This is a genomic window from Mixta mediterraneensis, from assembly GCF_030283135.1.
Classification (GTDB): domain Bacteria; phylum Pseudomonadota; class Gammaproteobacteria; order Enterobacterales; family Enterobacteriaceae; genus Pantoea; species Pantoea mediterraneensis.
The window spans coordinates 133,205-156,833 of the sequence record NZ_JASUAZ010000003.1 but is presented as its reverse complement, the minus strand read 5'-3'; the positions used below and the strand labels follow the sequence as shown (position 1 = coordinate 156,833).

At 52.4% G+C, this 23,629-nt stretch carries 21 protein-coding genes; 6 read left to right on the top strand and 15 right to left on the bottom strand.

The window, feature by feature from the left end; translation table 11 throughout:
• The 6 genes from ftsB to cysG all read right to left on the bottom strand — a co-directional run bounded on the left by ftsB (nucleotide 1) and on the right by cysG (nucleotide 5,224).
• Complete coding sequence (gene ftsB / locus QRY16_RS03870) at nucleotides 1-315, bottom strand: cell division protein FtsB (protein ID WP_193406020.1); 315 nt, start codon at nucleotides 313-315, stop codon at nucleotides 1-3.
• A 156-nt stretch (nucleotides 316-471) separates the two neighbouring features.
• Nucleotides 472-792, bottom strand: coding sequence for a DUF3561 family protein (locus tag QRY16_RS03865; protein ID WP_193405898.1), 321 nt, complete (start codon nucleotides 790-792; stop codon nucleotides 472-474).
• A 53-nt stretch (nucleotides 793-845) separates the two neighbouring features.
• Nucleotides 846-1,451 carry an adenylyl-sulfate kinase gene (cysC, locus tag QRY16_RS03860; protein ID WP_289775712.1) on the bottom strand — a complete coding sequence of 202 codons (606 nt, stop codon included), beginning with the start codon at nucleotides 1,449-1,451 and terminating at the stop codon, nucleotides 846-848.
• Nucleotides 1,451-2,878, bottom strand: a complete 1,428-nt coding sequence (cysN, locus tag QRY16_RS03855; RefSeq protein WP_289775711.1) for a sulfate adenylyltransferase subunit CysN — start codon at nucleotides 2,876-2,878, stop codon at nucleotides 1,451-1,453. Before cysN ends, cysC begins: the two co-directional genes overlap by 1 nt.
• A gap of 11 nt (nucleotides 2,879-2,889) precedes the next feature.
• Complete coding sequence (gene cysD, locus QRY16_RS03850; protein ID WP_289775710.1) at nucleotides 2,890-3,798, bottom strand: sulfate adenylyltransferase subunit CysD; 909 nt, start codon at nucleotides 3,796-3,798, stop codon at nucleotides 2,890-2,892.
• A 10-nt stretch (nucleotides 3,799-3,808) separates the two neighbouring features.
• Nucleotides 3,809-5,224 (bottom strand): siroheme synthase CysG, encoded by a 1,416-nt coding sequence (cysG, locus tag QRY16_RS03845; protein ID WP_289775709.1) that lies wholly within the window; start codon nucleotides 5,222-5,224, stop codon nucleotides 3,809-3,811.
• A gap of 255 nt (nucleotides 5,225-5,479) precedes the next feature.
• Here cysG and QRY16_RS03840 point away from each other — a divergent pair, with 255 nt between their 5' ends.
• On the top strand, nucleotides 5,480-6,499 hold the full coding sequence (locus QRY16_RS03840) for an aminopeptidase (protein WP_289775708.1): 1,020 nt from the start codon (nucleotides 5,480-5,482) through the stop codon (nucleotides 6,497-6,499).
• A 9-nt stretch (nucleotides 6,500-6,508) separates the two neighbouring features.
• Nucleotides 6,509-6,793, top strand: coding sequence for a YciI family protein (locus QRY16_RS03835; protein ID WP_289775707.1), 285 nt, complete (start codon nucleotides 6,509-6,511; stop codon nucleotides 6,791-6,793).
• Nucleotides 6,794-6,827: 34 nt separating this feature from the next.
• Here QRY16_RS03835 and cysH read toward each other — a convergent pair whose 3' ends face one another.
• The 3 genes from cysH to cysJ are packed head-to-tail and all read right to left on the bottom strand — an operon-like array spanning nucleotide 6,828 to nucleotide 11,085.
• Complete coding sequence (gene cysH / locus QRY16_RS03830) at nucleotides 6,828-7,562, bottom strand: phosphoadenosine phosphosulfate reductase (RefSeq protein WP_289775706.1); 735 nt, start codon at nucleotides 7,560-7,562, stop codon at nucleotides 6,828-6,830.
• Nucleotides 7,559-9,283, bottom strand: coding sequence for an assimilatory sulfite reductase (NADPH) hemoprotein subunit (gene cysI / locus QRY16_RS03825; protein WP_289775705.1), 1,725 nt, complete (start codon nucleotides 9,281-9,283; stop codon nucleotides 7,559-7,561). The genes cysH and cysI overlap by 4 nt, the downstream gene beginning before the upstream one ends.
• The gene (cysJ, locus tag QRY16_RS03820) at nucleotides 9,283-11,085 is read right to left on the bottom strand and encodes an NADPH-dependent assimilatory sulfite reductase flavoprotein subunit (protein ID WP_289775704.1); all 1,803 of its coding nucleotides are present in this window, start codon (nucleotides 11,083-11,085) and stop codon (nucleotides 9,283-9,285) included. Before cysJ ends, cysI begins: the two co-directional genes overlap by 1 nt.
• A 298-nt stretch (nucleotides 11,086-11,383) precedes the next feature.
• Between cysJ and queD the strand changes: the two genes are divergently transcribed.
• From queD to QRY16_RS03805, 3 genes are read left to right on the top strand one after another with little or no spacing between them, the layout of a single operon-like run.
• Nucleotides 11,384-11,743, top strand: a complete 360-nt coding sequence (gene queD, locus QRY16_RS03815) for a 6-carboxytetrahydropterin synthase QueD (protein ID WP_193405905.1) — start codon at nucleotides 11,384-11,386, stop codon at nucleotides 11,741-11,743.
• Nucleotides 11,744-11,767: 24 nt separating this feature from the next.
• Nucleotides 11,768-11,983 (top strand): hypothetical protein, encoded by a 216-nt coding sequence (locus QRY16_RS03810; RefSeq protein ID WP_289775703.1) that lies wholly within the window; start codon nucleotides 11,768-11,770, stop codon nucleotides 11,981-11,983.
• Nucleotides 11,984-12,021: 38 nt separating this feature from the next.
• Complete coding sequence (locus tag QRY16_RS03805; protein ID WP_289775702.1) at nucleotides 12,022-12,621, top strand: inorganic diphosphatase; 600 nt, start codon at nucleotides 12,022-12,024, stop codon at nucleotides 12,619-12,621.
• A gap of 34 nt (nucleotides 12,622-12,655) precedes the next feature.
• Here QRY16_RS03805 and queE read toward each other — a convergent pair whose 3' ends face one another.
• The 6 genes from queE to QRY16_RS03775 all read right to left on the bottom strand — a co-directional run bounded on the left by queE (nucleotide 12,656) and on the right by QRY16_RS03775 (nucleotide 20,384).
• The gene (gene queE, locus QRY16_RS03800) at nucleotides 12,656-13,327 is read right to left on the bottom strand and encodes a 7-carboxy-7-deazaguanine synthase QueE (protein WP_289775701.1); all 672 of its coding nucleotides are present in this window, start codon (nucleotides 13,325-13,327) and stop codon (nucleotides 12,656-12,658) included.
• A gap of 150 nt (nucleotides 13,328-13,477) precedes the next feature.
• Entirely contained in the window at nucleotides 13,478-14,773 is a 1,296-nt protein-coding gene (gene eno, locus QRY16_RS03795; RefSeq protein WP_289775700.1) for a phosphopyruvate hydratase, read from the bottom strand.
• 76 nt (nucleotides 14,774-14,849) lie between these two features.
• Nucleotides 14,850-16,487, bottom strand: a complete 1,638-nt coding sequence (gene pyrG, locus QRY16_RS03790; protein ID WP_193405908.1) for a glutamine hydrolyzing CTP synthase — start codon at nucleotides 16,485-16,487, stop codon at nucleotides 14,850-14,852.
• Between the two features lie 229 nt (nucleotides 16,488-16,716).
• On the bottom strand, nucleotides 16,717-17,505 hold the full coding sequence (gene mazG, locus QRY16_RS03785) for a nucleoside triphosphate pyrophosphohydrolase (RefSeq protein WP_289775699.1): 789 nt from the start codon (nucleotides 17,503-17,505) through the stop codon (nucleotides 16,717-16,719).
• A gap of 108 nt (nucleotides 17,506-17,613) precedes the next feature.
• Entirely contained in the window at nucleotides 17,614-19,845 is a 2,232-nt protein-coding gene (relA, locus tag QRY16_RS03780; RefSeq protein ID WP_289775698.1) for a GTP diphosphokinase, read from the bottom strand.
• A 305-nt stretch (nucleotides 19,846-20,150) separates the two neighbouring features.
• Complete coding sequence (locus tag QRY16_RS03775) at nucleotides 20,151-20,384, bottom strand: hypothetical protein (protein ID WP_193405911.1); 234 nt, start codon at nucleotides 20,382-20,384, stop codon at nucleotides 20,151-20,153.
• Between the two features lie 515 nt (nucleotides 20,385-20,899).
• Here QRY16_RS03775 and barA point away from each other — a divergent pair.
• Nucleotides 20,900-23,629, top strand: a complete 2,730-nt coding sequence (gene barA / locus QRY16_RS03770) for a two-component sensor histidine kinase BarA (RefSeq protein ID WP_289775697.1) — start codon at nucleotides 20,900-20,902, stop codon at nucleotides 23,627-23,629.

Sequence of the window (23,629 nt, the reverse complement as noted above, 5' to 3'; positions counted from 1 at the left end):
TTATCGTTGTTGGTTTTGCGCAGCTTGCGCGTTACGTTTGTTCTGGTCAGGTACCAGCCGATAGAAGGTTTCACCAGGCTTAATCATGCCCAGTTCACTACGTGCGCGTTCCTCGATCGCTTCTGAACCGCCATTGAGATCGTCAATTTCGGCGAACAGCTGATCGTTACGCGATTTAAGTTTGGCGTTATTCGCCTGTTGAACCGCAACGTCATCATTCACGCGCGTATAATCATGGATGCCATTTTTCCCCAGCCACAATGAGTATTGCAGCCAGCCAAGCAGCACCAATAGCAGTAACGTCAGTTTTCCCATCCCGCCCCCTAAAAACGGCTCAATCATCCCACAACTTTGCACAGGACTCCACACCAGCAGCGAAAATGCCTTGTTTTGCTGTATGAGTGACCAAATCAGGAGGAACTTAGCAGGTAAAGTTTTGTAACCTGCCGATGCGTTTGCACATCAGCGGGCTCACCAGCCGGAGAGAAAAGAGAACAGCAGCCAGAACAGGCAAATGACGGAAATAAGGGTAATCAGCGTGGTCCACAACAGTTGCCCACGCAACAGCATGCTCAGCGCAATGCCCACGATCACCGACACCGGTAACAGTGCGAGGAAAAATGGCCAGGTATAAAGAAAGAAGAACAGCGTATTAGAGCCATACAGTAGGAAAGGGATCGCCAGTGCACACCAGTAAGAAAGAAAACCAATAATAGCGCCCGGCAGCGACGAGCGAGGCTCATCCTGGGGCCGTTCATCTTTGCGTGCCAGCATAGGGGTAATATTCTGCATAGAAATCCTGGTGACCGAAGACGGCAAACCCATATCGATTTGCCGCTGTCTATTCAGGATCTGATAATATCGCGGTGGCGCAGCAGGTCTAACAATTGGGCAGTCAGTTTTGTAACCAATTGTTCGCCATCCAGCTGGATTTCCGGCTGCTCTGGCGCTTCATACACGCTATCAATCCCTGTGAAATTGCGTAATTCACCGGCGCGGGCTTTTTTATACAATCCTTTCGGATCGCGCGCCTCGCAAACGGCCAAAGGCGTATCGACAAACACCTCAACGAACTGGCCTTCGTCCAGTAAATCACGCACCATTTGCCGTTCGGCACGATGCGGCGAAATAAAAGCGGTGAGCACCACTAACCCGGCATCGACCATCAGTTTCGCCACTTCGCCAACCCGACGAATGTTTTCCTTGCGATCATCATCGCTGAAGCCAAGATCACGGCATAAGCCATGACGCACATTATCGCCATCCAGTAAATAGCTGCTGACGCCCAGGCGATGCAGCGCCTGCTCAAGCGCACCCGCTACGGTAGATTTACCCGAGCCGGACAGCCCGGTAAACCACAGCACCACGCCCTGGTGGCCGTGCTGCTGTTCGCGCGCTTCACGCGTTACCGGATGATCGTGCCACACCACGTTATCATCGTGTTGCGCCATTATTTGCCACCCAGCAGATCGCGAGCGTTCCAGTGAGGAAAGTGACGACGCACCAGCGCATTCAGTTCCAGCTCAAACGCGCTGAATTCACCGGTAGATTGCGTCGTATCCAGTAGCGGTTCATTAATCATGCCCGCGCCCACGGTAACGTTGCTCAGGCGATCAATAAAGATCATGCCTCCCGTCACCGGGTTCTGCTGATACGGATCTAACACCATCGGCTCATCAAACGTGATCTCAACCCGACCTATGCCGTTCAGCGGTAAGTTATCGACGCTGCGCTTCTCCAGCGAGTTGATTTCAACCTGATGGAGAACCTTTTCAACCCGGCCACGCGCTTTTTTACCGGCAATTTTGATGTCGTAGCTTTGACCCGCCTGCAACGGCTGCTCGGCCATCCACACCACGTCCAGCGTGGCGGCTTGTACTGCGCTCAGGCTGGCGCTGGCATCCACCAGTAAATCGCCACGGCTAATATCGATTTCATTTTCCAGCACCAACGTGATGGCTTCTCCAGCGCCAGCCGCTGGCAAATCGCCATCAAACGTCACGATGCGCGCAATGGACGATTCCACGCCAGACGGCAATACCTTAACGCGCTGTCCGACTTTCACGCTGCCAGACGCCAGCGTTCCCGCGTAGCCGCGAAAATCGAGATTCGGACGGTTTACGTACTGCACCGGGAAACGCATGGGCTGATGATCAACGACGCGGTTCAGTTCAACGGTTTCCAGCACGTCCAGCAGCGTCGGACCGCTGTACCAGGGCATCGTCTGGCTTGCCGAAGCCACATTATCCCCTTCCAGCGCCGACATCGGTACAAAACGGATATCCAGGTCTTGCGGCAACTGCTCAGCAAAATCGAGATAATCCTGTTTGATCTGCTCGAAAACGTCCTGCTTGTACGCCACCAGGTCCATTTTATTGATCGCTACGATCAGATGTTTGATACCCAGCAGGGTAGAAATAAAGCTGTGACGGCGAGTTTGATCCAGCACACCTTTGCGCGCGTCGATCAGCAAAATCGCTAAATCACAGGTTGACGCGCCAGTCGCCATATTACGCGTGTACTGTTCATGTCCCGGCGTGTCGGCAATGATAAACTTACGCTTCTCGGTGGAGAAATAGCGATACGCGACGTCAATAGTAATGCCCTGTTCGCGCTCGGCTTGCAGACCATCCACCAGCAGCGCCAGGTCGAGTTTCTCACCCTGGGTGCCGTGACGTTTGCTGTCGTTGTGCAGCGAGGAGAGCTGGTCCTCATAAATCTGGCGTGTGTCATGCAGCAAACGCCCAATCAGCGTACTTTTGCCATCATCAACGCTACCGCAGGTCAGGAAACGCAGCAGGCTTTTATGTTGTTGTGCGGTCAGCCAGGCTTCAACGCCGCCCTGATCGGCAATTTGTTGTGCAATAACAGTATTCATCTGGCGTCTCCTTAGAAATAACCCTGACGTTTTTTCAGTTCCATCGAACCGGACTGGTCGCGGTCGATCACGCGGCCCTGACGCTCGCTGGTAGTAGAAACCAGCATCTCTTCGATGATTTCCGGCAGCGTTTGCGCATCTGACTCTACAGCGCCGGTCAGAGGCCAGCAGCCAAGGGTACGGAAACGCACCATACGCTGCTTGATCACTTCGCCGGGCTGCAGATCGATGCGATCATCATCCACCATCATCAACATGCCATCACGCTCCAGTACCGGACGCGGCGCAGCGAGATATAACGGAACGATCTCGATATTTTCCAGGAAGATATACTGCCAGATGTCCAGCTCAGTCCAGTTCGACAGCGGGAACACACGTATGCTTTCGCCTTTGTTAATTTGACCGTTGTAGTTATGCCACAGCTCAGGGCGCTGATTTTTTGGATCCCAGCGATGGAAACGATCGCGGAACGAGTAAATACGCTCTTTCGCGCGTGACTTTTCTTCATCACGACGTGCGCCACCAAAAGCTGCATCAAAACCGTATTTATTCAGCGCCTGCTTCAGGCCCTCGGTTTTCATGATGTCGGTGTGCTTCGCGCTACCGTGTACAAACGGGTTAATGCCCATCGCTACGCCTTCCGGGTTACGATGAACCAGCAACTCGGCGCCCATCGCTTTCACGGTGCGATCGCGGAACGCATACATTTCCTGGAATTTCCAGCCGGTATCCACATGCAGCAGCGGAAACGGCAGCGTACCCGGATAAAACGCTTTACGCGCCAGATGCAGCATCACCGATGAGTCTTTACCGATGGAATACATCATCACCGGATTGCTGAACTCCGCCGCGACTTCGCGAATGATATGGATACTCTCTGCCTCTAACTGACGCAGATGAGTGAGCCTTTTTTGGTCCATAGTTTTTCCCTCAAGCCAGATTGACAACGGCGGACTCGCGAGTCCCCTGCTGTGCTGAATGTTGAAACCAGGCGAGCTGCCCGTGCAAATTGACCACTTCTCCAATCACTAACAGTGCCGGAGTCGGCGCTGATGCCGCCAGCGCCTCAAGCTGTTCTAAGGTGCCGGTCAACACCTGTTGATCTTGTCGCGTACCGCGGCTGATTACCGCAACTGGCGTAGACGCGGCGCGTCCGTGCTGAATCAGCCCTGCGCTAATTTCAGCCGCTTTCACCGTGCCCATGTAAATCGCCAGTGTCTGGCGCGCACGCGCCAGTGATGACCAGTCAATGCCGTCGCCATCAGTACGGCAATGGCCGGTAATGAACAGCACGCTCTGTGCATGATCGCGATGCGTTAATGGAATGCCCGCATAGGCCGTTGCGCCTGCTGCAGCGGTAACGCCGGGTACGACCTGAAAAGGAATACCCGCCTGCTGTGCAGCCTGTAGCTCTTCCCCGCCCCGACCAAAAATAAACGGGTCACCGCCTTTCAGGCGCACCACGCGTTTGCCTTGTCGTGCCAGTTTGACCAACAGGTGATTTGTCTCTTCCTGCGGCACCGAATGTGCGCCTGCGCGTTTGCCCACACAGATGCGATCGGCATCGCGGCGCACCAGATCCAGGACTTCGTCGCTGACCAGATGGTCGTAGAGCACTACGTCTGCCAGCTGCATGACCTGCAGGCCACGTAACGTCAGCAAGCCACTGTCGCCAGGGCCTGCACCCACCAGAATAATTTCGCCCTGGCGACGGGGTTCATCGCTCAGTTCACATTCAAGCGTCAGCTTCGCTTCATTTACATTGCCCGCCGCCATCTGGCTGGCGAACAACCCATTAAATGCACGCTCCCAAAAGCGACGGCGATCGGCAATGCGGGTAAACCGCTGTTTTACTTTATCGCGCCAAAGACCTGCCACCTCTGCCATTTGGCCAAGATTGGCAGGCAGCAGCGCTTCAAGTTTTTCACGTAAGATGCGCGCCAGCACTGGCGCAGTGCCGCTGGATGAGATCGCCACCACCAGCGGTGAACGATCCACGATGGAAGGAAAAATAAAGCTGCATTTTGGCTGGTCATCAACCACATTCACCAGCTTCTGCCGTGCGTTAGCCGTCTCAAATACCTGCGCGTTCAGCGCATTGTCATCCGTTGCCGCAATCACCAGAAACACACCGTCGAGCTGAGCCGGATCAAAGGTGGTTGCCAGCCATTCCAGCTGTTGCGTCTCATGCAGCGACTGTAGCTCGGGACAGAGTTCGCGCGCAGCAATCTGCACACGCGCACCTGCACGACGTAGCAATTCTGTTTTCCGCGCCGCAATTTCTCCACCGCCGACAACCAAAACTGGCCGGCCTTTGAGACTGGCAAAAAGAGGCAAATAATCCACGTTAACCTTAGCGTTGTAACTTTGCGTTAACGCGACTATACGTCCCGGTGTTTATCCAGATGAAATTACGAATTGGAATGAGTAGTTCCCGAATGGAATAACGGGCGAAGAAAGCTCAGAACAAAATGTGCTTAGCGGATGATCTTACGAGCCTTTCGGAGCGAATCAAATTGTGTAATGAGGGTCACAGTTTCATACTAAGCGCGAAATTTTTTTCGACATTTTTGTTACGGAATGAGCCACAAGGAACGCCGCATGTTTGCCTCTCTCCGCCTGACCGCGCTGGCGGTGCTGCTCAGTTGCAGCTGTATTTTTCCTGCCCAGGCTGCGACTGACGCCCCAGGACAGTTTGCTGAACAGCAAATACGCCATATCGCTACCTATTTTCCCGGCCGTATGAGCGGTAGTCCGGCTGAACTTATGGCCGCCGATTACTTACAACAACAATTTATCTCATTGGGTTTTCAGACTAACACCCGTCAGTTTAATACCGGTTACGACTGGCATGAGAGTGATGGCAAAATACGCTGGCATAAACTTACGGCAACGTCAGTGATTGCCGCTCGTGCCGGTAGCGAGCCGCAGGAAATTCTCATCGTCGCGCAACTTGATACCTGGATGCCGCAAAGCAGTAGTCAGGCAAATCAAAATATAGGTGGCCTGCGTCTGCAAGGCGTCGATGACAACGCTTCCGGCTTAGGTGTCATGCTGGAGCTGGCGAAAAAGCTAAGTGAAAAACCGCTGCACTACGGCGTGCGCTTTGTCGCGCTGAGCGCAGGTGAAGCGAACCTGCACGGCATGGATGATTATGTGGCGCGCATGAGCGATAAAGAGAAGAAAAATACTTTACTGGTCATTGATCTCAATAGCTTGATTACCGGCGATCGTCTTTACTTTAATAGCGGCCTGAATACACCGCGCGCGGTACGTAAGCAAACCAGCGAGCGAGCATTGTATCTGGCGCGTGAACTGGGTATTCCGGCGGCAAGCCACCAACTGAACCGCAAAGATTATCCTGGCATTAATGCCTTTGATAAAGCAGGCTTCCCGCTGCTGGACGTTACCGCCAGTAACTGGGCGTCTGGAAATCAGGATGGCGCGCAGCAGCGTAGCCGCACACGCCACTTTCCTGACGGCACCACGCGCCATCAAACTGACCGTGATAATCTCGCTTATCTGGATCGCTGGCTGGCGGGCCGCATTACCCAGCGCACCCGCGAAAGCGTGAAAGTATTGCTGCCGCTGCTCAGCGAGCTCACTCACCCCAAAGTATGAGGATCTGACATGTACGTAGTTTATCTGAGCTACTCTCGTCCTGTAGAAGAAGTCGAAGCCTTGCTGGAACTGCATGTTCAGTGGCTGGATCGTTATTTTGATGCCGGTGTTTTTATTGCGGCTGGAAGAAAGGATCCACGTACTGGCGGCATGGTGCTGGTAAAGGATATTGATCGTGATCGTCTGGATACGATTCTGGCAGAAGATCCGTTTGTGGCGGTCGCAAATTACGAGGTAACAAAAGTGAACGTGACGCGTGCAGCCGAGGCGTTTGCTGCCTTAAGAGAGGTCTGATGATAAGGACGCCAGCTGGCGCCCTTATTATTCACTAGCCTTCGTGCAGACCGCATTCGCGCTTCAGGCCAAAGAAGCGCGTCTCTTCTTCCGCCATGCCGGGTTCCCACTTACGCGTAGTATGAGTGTCGCCGACCGAAAGATACCCTTCATCCCATAGCGGATGGTATTTCAGGTTATTTTCCTGTAAGTACTGATGGATCTGACGGTTGTCCCAGTCAATGATTGGCAGCACCTTAAACACGCCGCGCTGTACGCCTAGCACGGGCAAATTCGCCCGACTGCCAGACTGATCGCGACGCAAACCGGCAAACCAGGTTTGTGCGCCCAGTGCTTCCAGCCCGCGATTCATCGGCTCCACTTTATTGATTGCGTTGTACTTTTCGATACCTTCAACGCCCTGTTCCCAAAGCTTACCGTAACGCGCCTCCTGCCAGGCAGGTGACGTCTCCGCGTGGAACACTTTCAGGTTCAGATTGAGCTGGCCAGCCAGCTCATCGATAAAGCGGTAGGTTTCAGGAAACAGATAGCCGGTATCGGTCAGGATCACCGGAATATCTGGCTGCTGACGCGTCACTAAGTGCAGCGACACCGCCGCCTGAATACCGAAACTGGAGGAGAGCACGTAAACGCCCGGTAAATTCTCCAGCGCCCAACTCACGCGCTCTTCAGCAGAAGATTTCTCCAGCTGTGCGTTGGTTGCGGCCAGCGCCATGGCGCGCTGTACCGGGGACATTTCATTCAGTGCTGCGAGGTCTAACTGGCTCATTTTACCTCCTGATCCCAAAAATCACGCGCGGGGTCCACTACCGGTTTTACGATCCCAGCGCGGATAACAAAGTCGCCAAAACCTTCTTCACCCTGACGCTCTTGCGCCCAACGACCGACCAGGTCATCGATGCTTGCAAGGATCTCGCTTTCGGTAATGTTTTCGCGATACATGCGCGGAATACGCGTGCCTATGCGATTACCGCCGATGTGCAGGTTATAACGGCCTGGCGCTTTGCCGACTAAACCGATTTCAGCCAGCATGGCACGACCACAACCGTTAGGACAACCGGTAACGCGTAACACGATGTGCTCTTCGCCAACGCCGTGTCCGTGCATGATCTCTTCAACTTTAGTTACAAAGGATGGCAGGAAACGCTCGGCTTCAGCCATGGCCAGCGGACACGTTGGGAACGCCACACAGGCCATGGAATTTTCACGCTGCGGCGTGATGTTTTCCATTAAGCCATGCTTACGCGCAATGGCCTCGATAGCGGCTTTTTCACTTTCCGGTACGCCTGCCACAATTAAATTCTGGTTAGCGGTCAGGCGGAAATCGCCCTGGTGAATTTTGGCAATTTCGGCGATGCCGCTTTTCAGCGGACGGCCCGGATAGTCCAGCAAGCGACCATTTTCAATAAACAGCGTCAGGTGCCATTTATTGTCGATGCCTTTGATCCAGCCAATACGATCGCCACGCGTAGTGAATTCATAAGGGCGAATCGGCTCAAACGTTAAACCAGCACGCTTCTCAACTTCGGCTTTAAACGTCTCAACGCCAACACGTTCAAGCGTGTATTTGGTTTTGGCGTTTTTACGATCGGTGCGATTACCCCAGTCGCGCTGCGTCGTTACCACGGCTTCTGCCACATCAAGGATCTTTTCTACCGGCAGATAACCAAACTCGCTTGCGGTACGCGCATAGGTCGCTTTGTTACTGTGTTCAATCGACAAACCGCCGCCAACCAGCAGATTAAAACCGATCAATTTGCCCTTCTCTGCGATGGCAATAAAGTTCAGATCGTTAGCATGGAGATCCACATCGTTATGCGGCGGGATCACCACGGTAGTTTTGAACTTACGCGGCAGATAAGTTTCACCAAGGATCGGCTCCTCATCAGTGGTGGCGACTTTCTCCTGATCCCACCAGATTTCCGCATAAGCGCGGGTGCGTGGCAGCAGGTGCTCAGAAAGTTTTTTCGCCCACTCGTAGGCTTCCTGATGTAATTCCGATTCTATCGGGTTTGAGGTGCATAACACGTTACGGTTCACATCGTTAGCCGTTGCCAGCGCATCAAGGCCGACTTCGTGCAGCATCTGGTGTGACGGTTTTACGTTTTTCTTTAAGATGCCGTGAAACTGAAAAGTCTGGCGGTTAGTCAGGCGAATGCTGCCGTAAAGGGTTTTATCGGTCGCAAATTTATCAATCGCCAGCCACTGATGTGGTGTGATGATGCCGCCTGGTAAACGACAACGCAGCATCATCGCGTGACGCGCTTCCAGCTTCTGCCCGGCACGTTCGGCTCGAATGTCACGGTCATCCTGTTGATACATGCCGTGAAAACGGATCAACAGGAAATTGTCGCCAGTAAAACCGCCCGTCAGGCCATCATCGAGATCGTCAAGGATAGTGCCACGCAGGTAGTTACTCTGTTTTTTCAGACGCTCGGCGTCCGCTAATTTGCCTTCGACAACCAGCGGTCCAGGGTGTTTTTCGCTCATTAGTAAACGTCTCGCTGATAACGGCGCTCAATGCGCAGTTCACTTAAAAATTCGTCAGCCGTTTCACGATCCATTCCGCCGTGTTCGACCACCACATCCAGCAATGCCTGCTCGACGTCTTTTGCCATGCGATTCGCGTCACCGCAAACGTAAAGGTGGGCGCCTTCTTCAATCCAGCGCCACACTTCCGCCCCTTTGGCACGGATTTTATCTTGTACATAGATCTTCTCAGCCTGATCGCGTGACCACGCCAAATCGATATGGGTCAACAAGCCATCCTTCACGTATTTTTGCCACTCAACCTGATACAGGAAATCCTCAGTGAAATGTGGGTTGCCGAAGAACAGCCAGTTTTTACCGGCAGCGCCGTCGTTATCGCGCTGCTGCATAAAAGCGCGGAACGGTGCGATGCCCGTACCCGGTCCGATCATGATGACCGGGGCGTCCGGGTTAATCGGCAGACGGAAGTTATCGTTGTGCTCAATAAACACACGAATTTCGCCATCTTCCTCAATGCGATCCGCAAGCCAGGTGGATGCGCCACCGCCGCGTTGCCGATCTTCAATATCAAAACGCACCGCCCCCACAGTGATATGTACTTCAGTGTCGGTTTCGGCCTGCGAAGAAGCAATGGAGTAAAGACGCGGCGTTAATGGACGCAGCAAACCACACAGCTGTTCAGCAGTAAGTTCAGCCGGTGCCAGCCGCACCATATCGACAATGGGATAATACTGTGCATATTTCTGCAGCTTAGCTTTGTCATCGACCAGCGACAGCAACTCTTCGTTGCGCGACAGCGTTGCGTATTGCGCCACGATCTGTGCAGTATTCACCGTCAGTTCAAAGTGCTTTTGTAATGCTTCGGCCAGTGGCAGGGTTTGTCCGTTAATATCGACCGGCTCATCACCTTTCAGCCATACCAGCTCAAGCAGTTCCTTAACCAGCTCCGCGTCGTTTTCATACCATACGCCAAGCGCATCGCCTGGCTGATAGCGCAGACCAGAATCACCTAAGTCGATTTCAATGTGGCGCACGTCTTTGTCAGAATCGCGACCGGTGATTTTCTGATTCACGGCAAAGCTGGCGCTGAGTGGCGCTTCTTTGGTATACGGACTGCTGAACACTTCATTTACGCTACCCGCTGCGGTAACCGCGGCTTGCGCTGCCGACTCAGTAGGTATGCGCTTTTTCAGTATCTCTGTCAGCGCGCTGCGCCAGGCTGCGGCCTGATCGGCATATTCAACGTCAGCATCCACGCGATCCAGCAAGCGTTCGGCACCCAGTTCTGCCAGGCGACCATCAAAATCTTTACCCGCTTTACTGAAAAATTCATACGATGTATCGCCAAGACCAAACACCGCGAAAGCGGCTCCGTCCATTTTTGGCGCTTTTTTCGACATCAGGAATTTATGCAACGCCACCGCTTCTTCTGGCGGCTCGCCTTCGCCCTGCGTAGACGTCACCACTACCAGCAGTTTTTCCTGGCCGATCTGTTTGAATTTATAATCGCCGGCATTCACCAGGTTGACGTTCAGTTTGGCTGCCAGTAAGTCATCACGCAGCTGCTCCGCCAGGCGGCGAGCATTGCCGGTCTGTGAGGCAGAGAGCAGCGTAACGGCCGGAATCTCAGCCTGTGCAGGCGCGCTTGCTGCCACGCTGTCGGGAGTTTGGTTGACCATGCCCCAGAAATAACCTGAGAGCCACGCCATTTGTGTAGTGGAAAAATCCGTCGTCGCCGCCTGTAAGCGAGCGAGTTGCTCCGGCGAGAGCGGGAGCATTGAACCTGGTGCCTGAGTCGTCATCGCGTTAAAAATTCCAGTATCAGAAGTCCGGACCGTAAAATGGCGGAAGAGTGAGTAGGTTACCGGGCCGTATATTAACGATTAAATAAAGCTTCGACATATTTAATAACCAAAATGACTAAGCGGTTTTCCAGGTCATCTAAATCGTCAAAAGTGGTAAATAAAGTGTTTATTAATCAGGAAATTAACCAGAACGAAAGCCAGAAGGCATGATAAAAAAAGCGCGCTGACGCTTATCGGGTGCGAAAAATTTGCATTTCGGGTAGAATTCAGCGGTTTTTTAAGTCTGAGAACCCTTATGTCTACCACGTTATTTAAAGAATTCCAGTTTGAAGCCGCTCATCATCTGCCGAATGTGCCTGAAGGACATAAATGTGGTCGTTTACACGGCCATTCATTCCTGGTTCGTCTGGAAATCACCGGTGAGGTGGATGCCTATACCGGCTGGGTGATGGATTTTGCCGACCTGAAGGCAGCGTTTAAACCTGTTTATAATCGTCTCGATCACTATTATCTCAACGAGATCCCAGGGCTGGAAAATCCCACCAGCGAAGTGCTGGCAAAATGGATTTGGGACCAGATGAAACCCCGCTTGCCGCTGCTAAGTGCAGTCATGATCAAAGAGACCTGTACCGCCGGTTGCGTTTACCGCGGCTGATATATTTCGCCTTTCAGGCTGCGGGTGCGCTGGCCGGTTATTCGGCCCTTCGGTGAGTTTCGCCCCGTTGGGGCCGCCGCTAAGCCGCGTTCAAACCTGTTGCCGACACATCTGCCACTTGCCGTAGCCACTCAACCCGGTCAGCGGCTGGCGTCGCGTTCGCAACTCTGTTACCTGCTGCCTGAAATTTTGCTATACGCAAAAGCTCTGGTTCATCCCACTGTCATCTTCTCCCCCTAGGTTATTACCTCCTTCATTAAAGATCATGAGAATCAACAATGGGCCTGGTAAAACACCTTTCAGTTATTGCTCTGCTTGTTTCATCCTCTGCCGCCGTTCAGGCGGAAAATGTGCTTATTTTCCCACAACCCCAAAACGTGCCGGAAGAGTTTTATGCCGTCACGGAAATTCCGGCGGGTGGGATAATCAAATATGAAACTGACGCAAAAACCGGTTTTATTGTTGCCGATCGTTTTCAGTCAATGCCGGTCGCGTATCCGGCTAATTATGGTTCGCTGACGCAGTCGCTGGGTGGCGATAACGATCCGCTTGACGTGATCTTTTATACCCGCGCGCCAATGTCTCCTGGCACATTGATCAAGCTGCGTCCGATTGGTGTATTGAAAATGATCGATGGCGGTGAAGAGGATGATAAAATCGTCGCGGTGCCCGCCAGTAAAGTCGATCCGACTTATGACGATATTAAATCGTTAAGCGATCTGCCGAAGATGGAAGTGCAGCGTTTAGAGGCTTTTTTCCGCGTCTATAAACAGTTGCCAGATGGTCGTAAGAAAGTGGAGCTGAACGGTTTCCAGGATGCCGCAACGGCGAAAACTGAAATCAAAAAGGCGTATGACGCCTGGAAGGCAAAACAGTAAGATTCAAAGGCGGCGCATTGCCGCCCTTTTTACATCAGGCAATATTCAGATACTTATGTGTTTGCATCGATAAACGCCAGTTGCGGGCAATACAGGTGTCAATGCAAAGTCTGGTCGCCGTCTCTTTGCGGCTGATAGGCTGTAATGCAATGACGCGTGATTTGCTGTCCTGAAGGCCCGCCAGTAATTCATCTAATGCTTCTACATCGCGCTCACGCGCTACCGGATGTTTGATCTCATCGGCCCGGCTTAGCGCCTGCGCCAGCACATCATAACCGCCACGCATGTTTACCTTCGGTGATACCGTTACCCAGGTTTTTGCAGAACAATAGATCTCGTGCGTGCCACTGGTTTCAATCTGACAATTAAAACCGGCTGCTTCCAGTGCTTCCGTGAGCGGACGCAAATCATAAATAGCGGGCTCGCCGCCGGTGATAACCACATGGCGCGCCGTCCAGCCCTGCTGCTCTATCGCTTTTATTAATGTTGCAGCATCGGCATCACCCCAGGCATCGCTTTCTACGGTTTTTACCAGAATGTCGCCGAGCGATGTTTCCCGATCCGCCAGCTTTTCCCAGGTATGCCGGGTATCACACCAACTGCAACCCACCGGGCATCCCTGTAAACGGATGAAGATGGCTGGCACACCGGTATAAAAACCTTCGCCCTGCAGCGTCTGGAACATTTCGTTAATCGGGTAGAACATTTTTTACTCGCTCGGAAAAATCAGGGCGCTGATTATGGCAGGTTTATACCTTACAACAACAGCTGCCTGGTGCTAAAAAAGCAAAAGCCCCGCAGACTCGCGGGGCTTTATTATCAGGCGATGCAGCTTTTACGCTGCATCCGCAACCGATTACTGGCCTTTAACTTCTTTCAGACCATTGAATGGCGCTTTTGAGCCCAGCGCTTCTTCAATACGGATCAGCTGGTTGTATTTAGCAACACGGTCAGAACGGCTCATTGAGCCAGTTTTGATCTGGCCCGCTGCTGTACCTACCGCCAGGTCAGCGATGGTTGCATCTTCGGTTTCACCTGAACGGTGCGAAATCACCGCAGTGTAGCCTGCATCTTTTGCCATTTTGATAGCAGCCAGCGTTTCGGTCAAAGAACCGATCTGGTTGAATTTGATCAGAATGGAGTTTGCGATGCCTTTATCGATGCCTTCTTTCAGAATTTTGGTGTTAGTCACGAACAGGTCATCACCTACCAGCTGGATTTTGTCACCCAGCACTTTGGTCTGATAAGCGAAACCGTTCCAGTCAGACTCGTCCAGGCCATCTTCGATAGAAACGATGGGGTACTGTTTGGTCAGATCTTCCAGGAAGTGGGTGAATTCTTCGGACGTGAACGCTTTGCCACCTTCACCCGCCAGGACGTACTTGCCATCTTTATAGAATTCAGAGGCTGCACAGTCCATCGCCAGGGTGATGTCTTTACCCAGCTCGTAACCGGCGGCTTTTACCGCTTCGGCGATAACAGCCAGCGCTTCGGCGTTGGAACCCAGGTTTGGCGCGTAGCCCCCTTCGTCACCCACAGCGGTGCTCATGCCTTTGCTTTTCAGCACTTTCGCCAGGTTGTGGAACACTTCAGAACCCATACGGATAGCTTCTTTTACGTTTGAAGCGCCAACCGGTTGGATCATGAATTCCTGAATATCGACGTTGTTATCGGCGTGCTCACCACCATTGATGATATTCATCATTGGCAGCGGCATAGAATATTTGCCTGGCGTGCCGTTCAGTTCAGCGATGTGCTCATACAGCGGCTGGCCTTTAGACGCAGCAGCCGCTTTCGCCGCAGCCAGAGAAACCGCCAGAATGGCGTTTGCACCAAAGTTGGATTTATTATCCGTACCGTCCAGGTCGATCATGATTTTGTCGATGTTCGCCTGATCTTTCGCGTCTTTGCCTTTTACCGCGTCAGCAATCGGACCGTTTACCGCAGCAACAGCTTTGGTCACGCCTTTGCCCAGGAAACGAGATTTGTCACCGTCACGCAGTTCCAGTGCTTCGCGTGAACCGGTAGACGCACCTGATGGCGCCGCTGCCAGACCAACGAAACCGCCTTCCAGATGCACTTCTGCTTCAACAGTCGGGTTACCACGTGAGTCGATAATTTCGCGACCGATGACTTTTACGATTTTGGACATTACGATTTTCCTCAGTACAAGTTAGTCAATCCTAAGACAAACAGCGCGCGAAAAGTTCGCGCGCTGCTCGTGAAACTTACTTCGCTAAACGCTTCTGGTACTCATGCGCGGCCTTAACAAAACCGGCAAACAGTGGATGACCATCGCGTGGGGTCGACGTGAATTCCGGGTGGAACTGACAAGCCACAAACCACGGGTGATCGGGGATTTCAATGATCTCTACCAGTTGGTCATCGCCAGAACGTCCCGCAATGCGCAAACCTGCAGCCTCAATCGGCTTCAACAGCATATTGTTGACTTCATAGCGATGGCGATGGCGCTCCACAATGGTATCAGTACCATACAGCTGGCGAACCTTGCTGTCTGGCGTTAACTGACACTGCTGGCTGCCAAGGCGCATAGTGCCGCCGAGATCGCTCTGCTCAGTACGCACTTCAACATTGCCGTTTTCATCACGCCATTCGGTGATCAATGCAACCACCGGGTATTTACAGTCTGGCACAAATTCAGTGGAGTTGGCGCCTTCAAGACCCGCCACGTTGCGCGCAAATTCCATCAATGCCACCTGCATACCAAGGCAGATACCCAGGTATGGCACGTTGTTTTCACGGGCATATTGCGCGGTCATCAGCTTGCCTTCAACGCCACGGTAACCGAAGCCACCGGGAATCAGGATAGCATCCAAATCTTTCAGAATTTCGACACCACGCGATTCAACATCCTGCGAGTCAATCAGTTTGATATTCACGGTGACGCGATTTTTCAGGCCGCCATGTTTCAACGCTTCGATAACGGATTTATACGCATCCGGCAGTTCAACGTATTTGCCAACCATACCAATATTGACTTCGCCGCCTGGATTCGCTTCTTCGTAAATCACCTGTTCCCACTCGGCCAGATTGGCTTCTGGTGCGTTCAGGTTGAAGCGTTTGCAGATATAGTCATCCAGGCCCTGCGATTTCAGCATGCCTGGAATTTTATAAATGGAATCGACATCTTTCAGTGAGATAACCGCTTTTTCCGGCACGTTACAGAACAGCGCAATTTTGCCGCGTTCGTTGGCAGGCACCGCGCGATCGGAACGACAGATCAGCACGTCTGGCTGGATACCGATAGAAAGCAGTTCTTTAACGGAGTGTTGCGTTGGCTTGGTTTTCACTTCGCCAGCCGCAGCCATGTAAGGCACCAGCGTCAGGTGCATATACATGGTATGTTCGCGGCCCACATCTACCGCCATCTGGCGAATAGCCTCAAGGAAGGGCAGCGATTCGATGTCACCCACAGTACCGCCGATTTCAACCAGCACGACATCATGGCCTTCGCCACCTTCAATAATGCGTTCTTTGATAGCGTTAGTGATGTGGGGAATGACCTGAATCGTCGCGCCCAGATAATCGCCACGGCGCTCTTTGCGTAGGACTTCTGAATAGATTCGACCAGTCGTGAAGTTGTTGCGACGCGACATACGGGTACGAATGAAGCGTTCGTAGTGGCCCAAATCCAGATCGGTTTCGGCTCCGTCATCCGTAACAAATACTTCACCGTGCTGAGTTGGACTCATGGTGCCTGGATCGACGTTGATATACGGATCCAGCTTCATGATGGTCACGTTCAGACCACGGGCTTCGAGAATGGCTGCGAGGGAGGCTGCGGCAATGCCTTTACCCAGAGAGGAAACAACCCCGCCGGTCACAAAAATATAATTCGTTGTCATGCTGAACCTGAGAGTTTAGGTTTAAAGACGGTGGAATAACCAGGACGGGAAAACAGTATACTGGAAACCGCTATCAGCCACAATTGATGAATCACTGCCCTTCTCCAACGCAATGCTGCGGCTAACATAGCGGATAGAGGAAGATGAAAGGTTGATGTATGTCACAAAGTTGCCGCCAGGCTGAATCGTGTAAGCTTAAGCGGCGATTTTATGCACAGCGGTGGAATAATCAGCTTGTTTCCAAAATTTTGACCTGTTGCCAGGCCGCTTCCATTTGCTCCAGCGTAGCGCCCGGCATGCTTAACCCTTGTGCAGCAATAATAGCCTCTACCTGACGGAAGCGTCGCTCAAATTTATCATTGGCTTTTTGCAATGCCATTTCGGCTTTGCTACCCAAATGGCGCGATAAATTGACCGTCGCAAACAGCAGATCGCCAATTTCTTCTTCTAACTTTTGCTCATCAATAACGGATTGCTGTACTTCGTGCATCACTTCATCGAGTTCTTCATGCACTTTATCGACCACCGGTCCCAGGGAGGTCCAGTCGAAACCGACATTGTGGCAACGCTTCTGAATTTTGTGCGCACGCATCAACGCAGGCAGGGCCTTGGGAATATCATCAAGCGCCGAGTGCTGAGCCTTCCCGGCGCGTTCTGAAGTTTTGATAGCTTCCCAGTTCTTCAATACCTCCGCGCTGTTTTCGGCTTTGGCGTCGGCAAAAATATGCGGATGGCGGCGCACCAGCTTATCGCTAATGGCGTTGCAAATATCGTCGAAACTGAAACGCTTTTGCTCGTTGGCCATTTGGGCATAGAACACGACCTGAAACAGCAGATCGCCTAATTCACCGCGCAGATCGTCAAAGTCCTGACGCTGGATAGCGTCCAGAACTTCGTAGGTTTCTTCAAGGGTATAAGGCGCAATGCTGGCAAAGGTCTGTTCGCGATCCCACGGACAGCCGCGTTGCGGATCGCGCAGGGTTTCCATAATGCCCAGCAGGCGATCAATTGAATTCATGAAGGATCCTTTTAAGTGATGATGATCTGAGCAGATAAAGATGCCAGATGCAGGCTAGCCTCTGCAAGACAGAGGCAGCCAGTACGGTCATTTTTGATGGAGGGTAACTCAATGCAGGCGGTGCGCATCAATAATATCGGGCACCTGATTCAGACGTGCCAGCACGCGGCCCAGCACCTGCTGATTATAAATTTCAATGTCCATATCAATGGTAGCCAGTTGCTTTCTGGTATCGCTGCGGCTCGACATGCCCAGCACATTGACCTTCTCGTTGGCGAGAATCGTGGTGATGTCACGCAGCAGTCCGCTGCGATCGTTAGCAGTTACACGCACCACCAGCGAATAACCGCTGGAATAGCTTTCGCCCCATACCGCATCAACAATGCGCTCTGGCGCGTGTGAAATCAGCTCAGCAAGCTGGTCGCAGTCAGCGCGATGGATGGAAATGCCGCGACCTTGCGTAATAAAGCCAACAATAGCGTCGCCCGGAATGGGCTGGCAGCAGCGCGCAATGTAATGCATCAGGTTGCCAACCCCTTCCACTACAACGCGTCCACTCTCTTTGCGCGACGATACAGAATGCGATTTTTGCGTCAACTGACGTAACGCTTCGCGGTCCTCCTCTTCAGCGCTTGGCTTATTAAGCTTAGCCTGCAGGAAGTTAACCATCTGATTAAGGCGAATATCGCCGCCGCCAATGGATGCCAGCAGCTCTTCAAGCGAGGTAACGTTATAGCGCGGCAGCAACAGCTTTTCCGCTTCTTTCAGGCTGATGCCTATCTGGCTCAGTTCGCTGTCCAGAATCTGTCGGCCAGCAAGAATGTTCTTGTCGCGATCCTGTTTACGGAACCAGTTATGAATCTTTGAACGTCCACGGCTGGTAGTAATATAGCCAAGATTCGGATTCAGCCAGTCGCGACTTGGATTCGGCTGTTTCTGAGTGCTCACTTCAACCTGATCGCCCATCTGCAACTGGTAGGTAAACGGAACGATGCGGCCGCCGATTTTTGCGCCAATGCAGCGATGCCCGATGTCACTGTGAATGTGATAAGCGAAGTCGAGCGGCGTTGAACCGGCGGGGAGATCAACCACATCCCCTTTGGGGGTAAACACGTAAACGCGATCGTCGAATACCTGACTGCGCACCTCTTCCAGCATTTCGCCGGAATCGGCCATCTCTTCCTGCCAGGTAATCAACTTACGCAGCCATGCTATGCGTTCTTCATGGCCGGCTGCACCACGCGCATTGCTGGAAGAAGGGCCTTCTTTGTACTTCCAGTGCGCAGCAACCCCCAGTTCAGCATCTTCATGCATCTGGCGGGTACGAATCTGGATTTCAACCGTTTTGCCTTTCGGCCCCAGCACTACGGTATGAATCGACTGATAGCCGTTGGGTTTTGGGTTAGCGACGTAATCATCAAACTCGCTAGGCAAATGACGGTATAGCGTATGCACCGTTCCCAGCGCGCCATAACAATCCTGCAACCGTTCTGCCACGATGCGCACCGCACGCACGTCAAACAACTCGTCGAACGCCAGCGATTTTTTCTGCATCTTACGCCAGATGCTGTAGATATGTTTTGGACGCCCATACACGTCAGCACGCACGCCCTCTTTCGCCATCTCTTTGCGCAAGTTATCGACGAAATTTTCGATGTACTGTTCACGGTCAATGCGGCGCTCATGAAGCAGCCTGGCGATACGTTTATATTCGTCAGGATGCAAATAGCGGAAGCAGTAATCCTCCAGCTCCCACTTCAGCTGACCAATGCCCAGGCGATTGGCCAGGGGAGCATAGATATTGGTGCTCTCTTTGGCGGCCAGTACACGCTCATCTTCCGACGCGTCTTTCATTTCGCGCAGATTCATGATGCGTTCCGCCAGCTTCAGTACGACGCAGCGGAAATCTTCCACCATGGCCAGCAACATCCGGCGGACGTTATCCACCTGCTCGGAGGCCATAGAGTCATTGTGGATTGCTTTGAGCTGGCGGATAGCGTCCATATCGCGCACACCACGCACCAGCGAAACGATACTTTTGCCGACGGCTTGTTCCAGCGCCTCTTCACTGACCACTTCATCATTCGCGAGCGGGAAAATTAGCGCGGCGCACAGGCTGTCAATATCCATACTGAGCATCGAGAGGATTTCGACCATCTCAATGCCACGCCACAGCAGCAGAGATTGTCGCGGATGGTTGTGCGTTTGGGCTTCACAATAGCACCAGGTTTCGGCAATACGTTGACATGATTGCGGGTTGGTCATGCCAAGACTGGCGATCCACTGGTCGAGGGCAAACTCCCCCGCCGTATTTAAATGCGCACTTCTAACCGCAACCATATCCTCTCCTGGCATACCGATCTGAACGATCGCTTATGTTTTTATGAACAGCACCATGGATTCGAAATGATGGCTATGTCGGAACTATCCAGCATTACGACCCTTTCCAATTGGTAACCCGCCGATAGCCGTGTCTGGCTATCGCGGACGAGCGTTACAGGATTACTCGAAACATAGACCACATGTTGTGGTGCTAGTTTAATCACATGCGTTATCACGCCTGCGGCGGCAGTACGTACCGGATCGAGTAACACCTTGTTAAATCCCAGCTCCACCCACGGCTGGCGCGAAATAGCGTCTCCCAGCTAGTGCAGAAACAGGCTGACATTTTTAAGATTATTCAGATTCGCATTATACGCTGCCTGCTGACCTAATGCTGCTATGCTCGCCACACCTACCGCAATTTGTACGAATTTTCCTGCAGGAAGCGAGAAGTCTCCCATGCCGAAAAACCGATCCCTCAGCTGAACGTCCGGTTGCAGACCCCGCCAGACAATAGCTTTTGCCTTCTGCTGATTCGCCGCATCGGTTATCTGCATAAAAATGTGCAGGCTGAAGATTAGCTTAAGACTGTGCGGCTGACAGAACGGTTGGTTATGACTTAGCGCTATTCATTCCTTAGCTGCTCTCGCTCAGGAGTTAATGTTAGCGGGTATTTATGCGAAAAGTGTTCCAGTTTTTTACTGTCGCTGGCGTGTCATGCATCAGGATGGCGCAAAATTCGCAGTGGCGCGTTATCTGCCCGCACCCGTTTAGCCTGCCTCAACCGTTTTACCCTTTTTAGCGCGCAAACAGTGACGTAACGGTGCAATCCATGCCTTAAGAGTGGGCATCAAAATGGGGCAAGACGGGACACCTGGCACCCTAAATAGTCTGCTTTGCTTAGCCTGTGGCGTAACGGCTGTGCTTTACCCTGCTGTGATAGTTTGATCGCCATGCGCTGTTTTGCGACGTAAAATTGCGCCATAGTCTTGTGAATTCTCTCTTAAAAATCGCTGTGCATGGCGTTACCGACGGGATGCACAAGGATGTAAACGCCGGAGTCAGCCGTACTATGACCAAATACAGCCTGCGGGCGCGAATGATGGTTTTGATTTTGGCTCCAACCTTAATGGTGGGCCTGCTGCTCAGCTCTTTCTTCGTTGTACACCGCTATAACGAGCTGCAACGACAGGTAATGGATGCTGGCGTCAATATTATCGAGCCGCTGGCGATTTCCAGTGAATACAGCATGACGTGGCATAACCGCGACGCCATGAGTGAGTTGGTTAGTCTGCTGCATCGTCGCCATTCAGATATTGTCCGGGCGATTTCGGTTTTCGACAAAGGCAACCGGCTTTATGTCAGCTCAAACAATAAACACAATCTTAGCCTGCTGCAGAAAGAGAAAATTAATGCCCTGCAGGATAACGTCTCAATAGAGCGGCACGGCAATATGTTAATCCTGCGCAAACCGATCACCACTGAGCGCTATGCCGTGGATGAGATCCCCGGTGAAGGCGCAAAGCTGTCCGGTAATCCGCTGGGCTATGTGGCGATTGAACTCGATCTGCAATCGGTACGCCTGCAGCAGTATAAAGAAGTGTTTGTCGCCACGCTGATGCTGCTGTTCTGCCTGTGCATTGCCATGCTGTTTGCCTATCGACTTATGCGCGACGTGACTGGCCCGATCCGCAATATGGTCAGCACCGTTGACCGCATTCGTCGCGGCCAACTTGATAGTCGCGTCGAGGGATACATGCTTGGCGAGCTAAATATCCTCAAGAATGGCATTAATGCGATGGCGATGTCACTCACCGCCTACCACGAAGAGATGCAGCACAATATCGATCAGGCTACGTATGATCTGCGTGAAACGCTGGAACAGCTGGAGATCCAGAACGTTGAACTGGATCTGGCGAAAAAGCGTGCTCAGGAAGCGGCGCGTATTAAGTCTGAGTTCCTTGCCAATATGTCGCACGAGCTGCGCACGCCGCTGAATGGCGTGCTTGGATTTACTCGTCAGATGTTGAAAACGCCGCTGCGCACTACTCAGCGCGATTATATGCAAACCATTGAGCGTTCAGCGAATAACCTGTTGAGCATCATCAATGACGTGCTCGATTTTTCAAAGCTTGAAGCGGGTAAGCTGGTGCTGGAATCCATTCCATTCCCGCTGCGCGCCACCCTTGATGAAACGCTGGTGTTATTAGCGCCATCCGCACATGAAAAAGGCCTGGAATTGACCGTGGTGTGCGACAGTAGCGTGCCTGATAACGTGATTGGCGATGCCCTGCGCTTACAGCAAATTCTGATTAACCTGATCGGCAACGCCATCAAATTTACCCAAAAAGGCACTATCGATCTCAGAGTCGATCTACTTGCGATTAACGCTACCCGCGTCAAGCTGGAGATACAGGTACACGATACCGGCATCGGTATTTCCGGGCAGCAACAAACGCAGCTATTTCAGGCATTCCGGCAGGCTGACGCCAGCATCTCACGTCGCCATGGCGGCACCGGTTTAGGACTGGTGATTACGCAAAAATTAGTGAAAGAGATGGGCGGTGAAATTACTTTCTACAGCCGGCCAGGAGAGGGATCAACTTTCTGGATCCGTGTCCAGCTTGATCTCAATCCTAATGCACCGGGGATGCCCCGCGTACTGGATGCATTATCGCATTCGCGTATTGCTTACGTAGAATCCCATCCCAGCGTGGCGAAATCGGTGCTGCAAATGTTAAGCGTGACGCCGCTGCAAATTGATTACAGCGAAACCCTGCAAGGGCTAAAAGAGGATCACTATCCGCTGCTGTTAATGGCAATGCCAGTAGATGTCGATCAGCACCAGTTACTGGCCGATGACCTGATTAACTCCCTGCTGGATCGCGCTGATAATGTGCTGCTGGCCTTGCCAAGCCCGGTGATGCTGCTGGCAGATGAACTGAAAGTGCGCGGCATCGATGGCTGCATTGCTAAACCTGTTTCGCAGACGCGCTTATTGCCCATGCTGCTGGAGCTGCATAGCCGTCAACTCAGCGAATTACCGGCCTCGCCGCGTTTACCGCTGACGGTGATGGCGGTGGATGACAACCCTGCCAACCTGAAATTGATCGGCGCACTGCTGGAAGAGCAGGTACAAAAAATAGTGCTGTGTAACAGTGCCGGGCAGGCTATTCGCCAGGCGCGTCTTCAGCCGCTGGATGTGATCCTGATGGATATTCAGATGCCAGATATAGACGGCATCCGCGCCAGCGAAATTATTCGCAACCTGCCGCAGCACGCACATACGCCAATTGTTGCTGTTACCGCGCATGCGATTGATGGCGAGCGTGAACAACTGATTAAAGCAGGCATGAATGATTATCTCGCCAAGCCAATTGATGAGAACAAACTCAGCCAGTTGCTGGCACGTTATACACCAACACCTACGGTTCAGCCCCCAGAGTTACCGCAAATTCTGCCGACGCTGGACTGGACGCTGGCGCTGCGCCAGGCAGCAAATAAGCCAGATTTAGCACGCGATATGCTGAGCATGTTATTAGCCTTTTTACCGGAAGTGCACGAAAAGATGGAGATGTTCATCGCTGCCAATGATGTGGCAGGATTGCGTGAAATCATTCATAAGCTACACGGTAGCGCCAGCTACAGTGGCGTGCCGCGTATGAAACAGCTATGTCATCAGCTGGAAAAAGAGTTGCATCACGCTAACGACTTTGCAGCGCTTGAGCCGGAGCTTTTGGAGTTACAGGATGAAATGGAGAATGTGGCGCAGGAAGCTCGACGCATTTTGGCTGCGGAATAG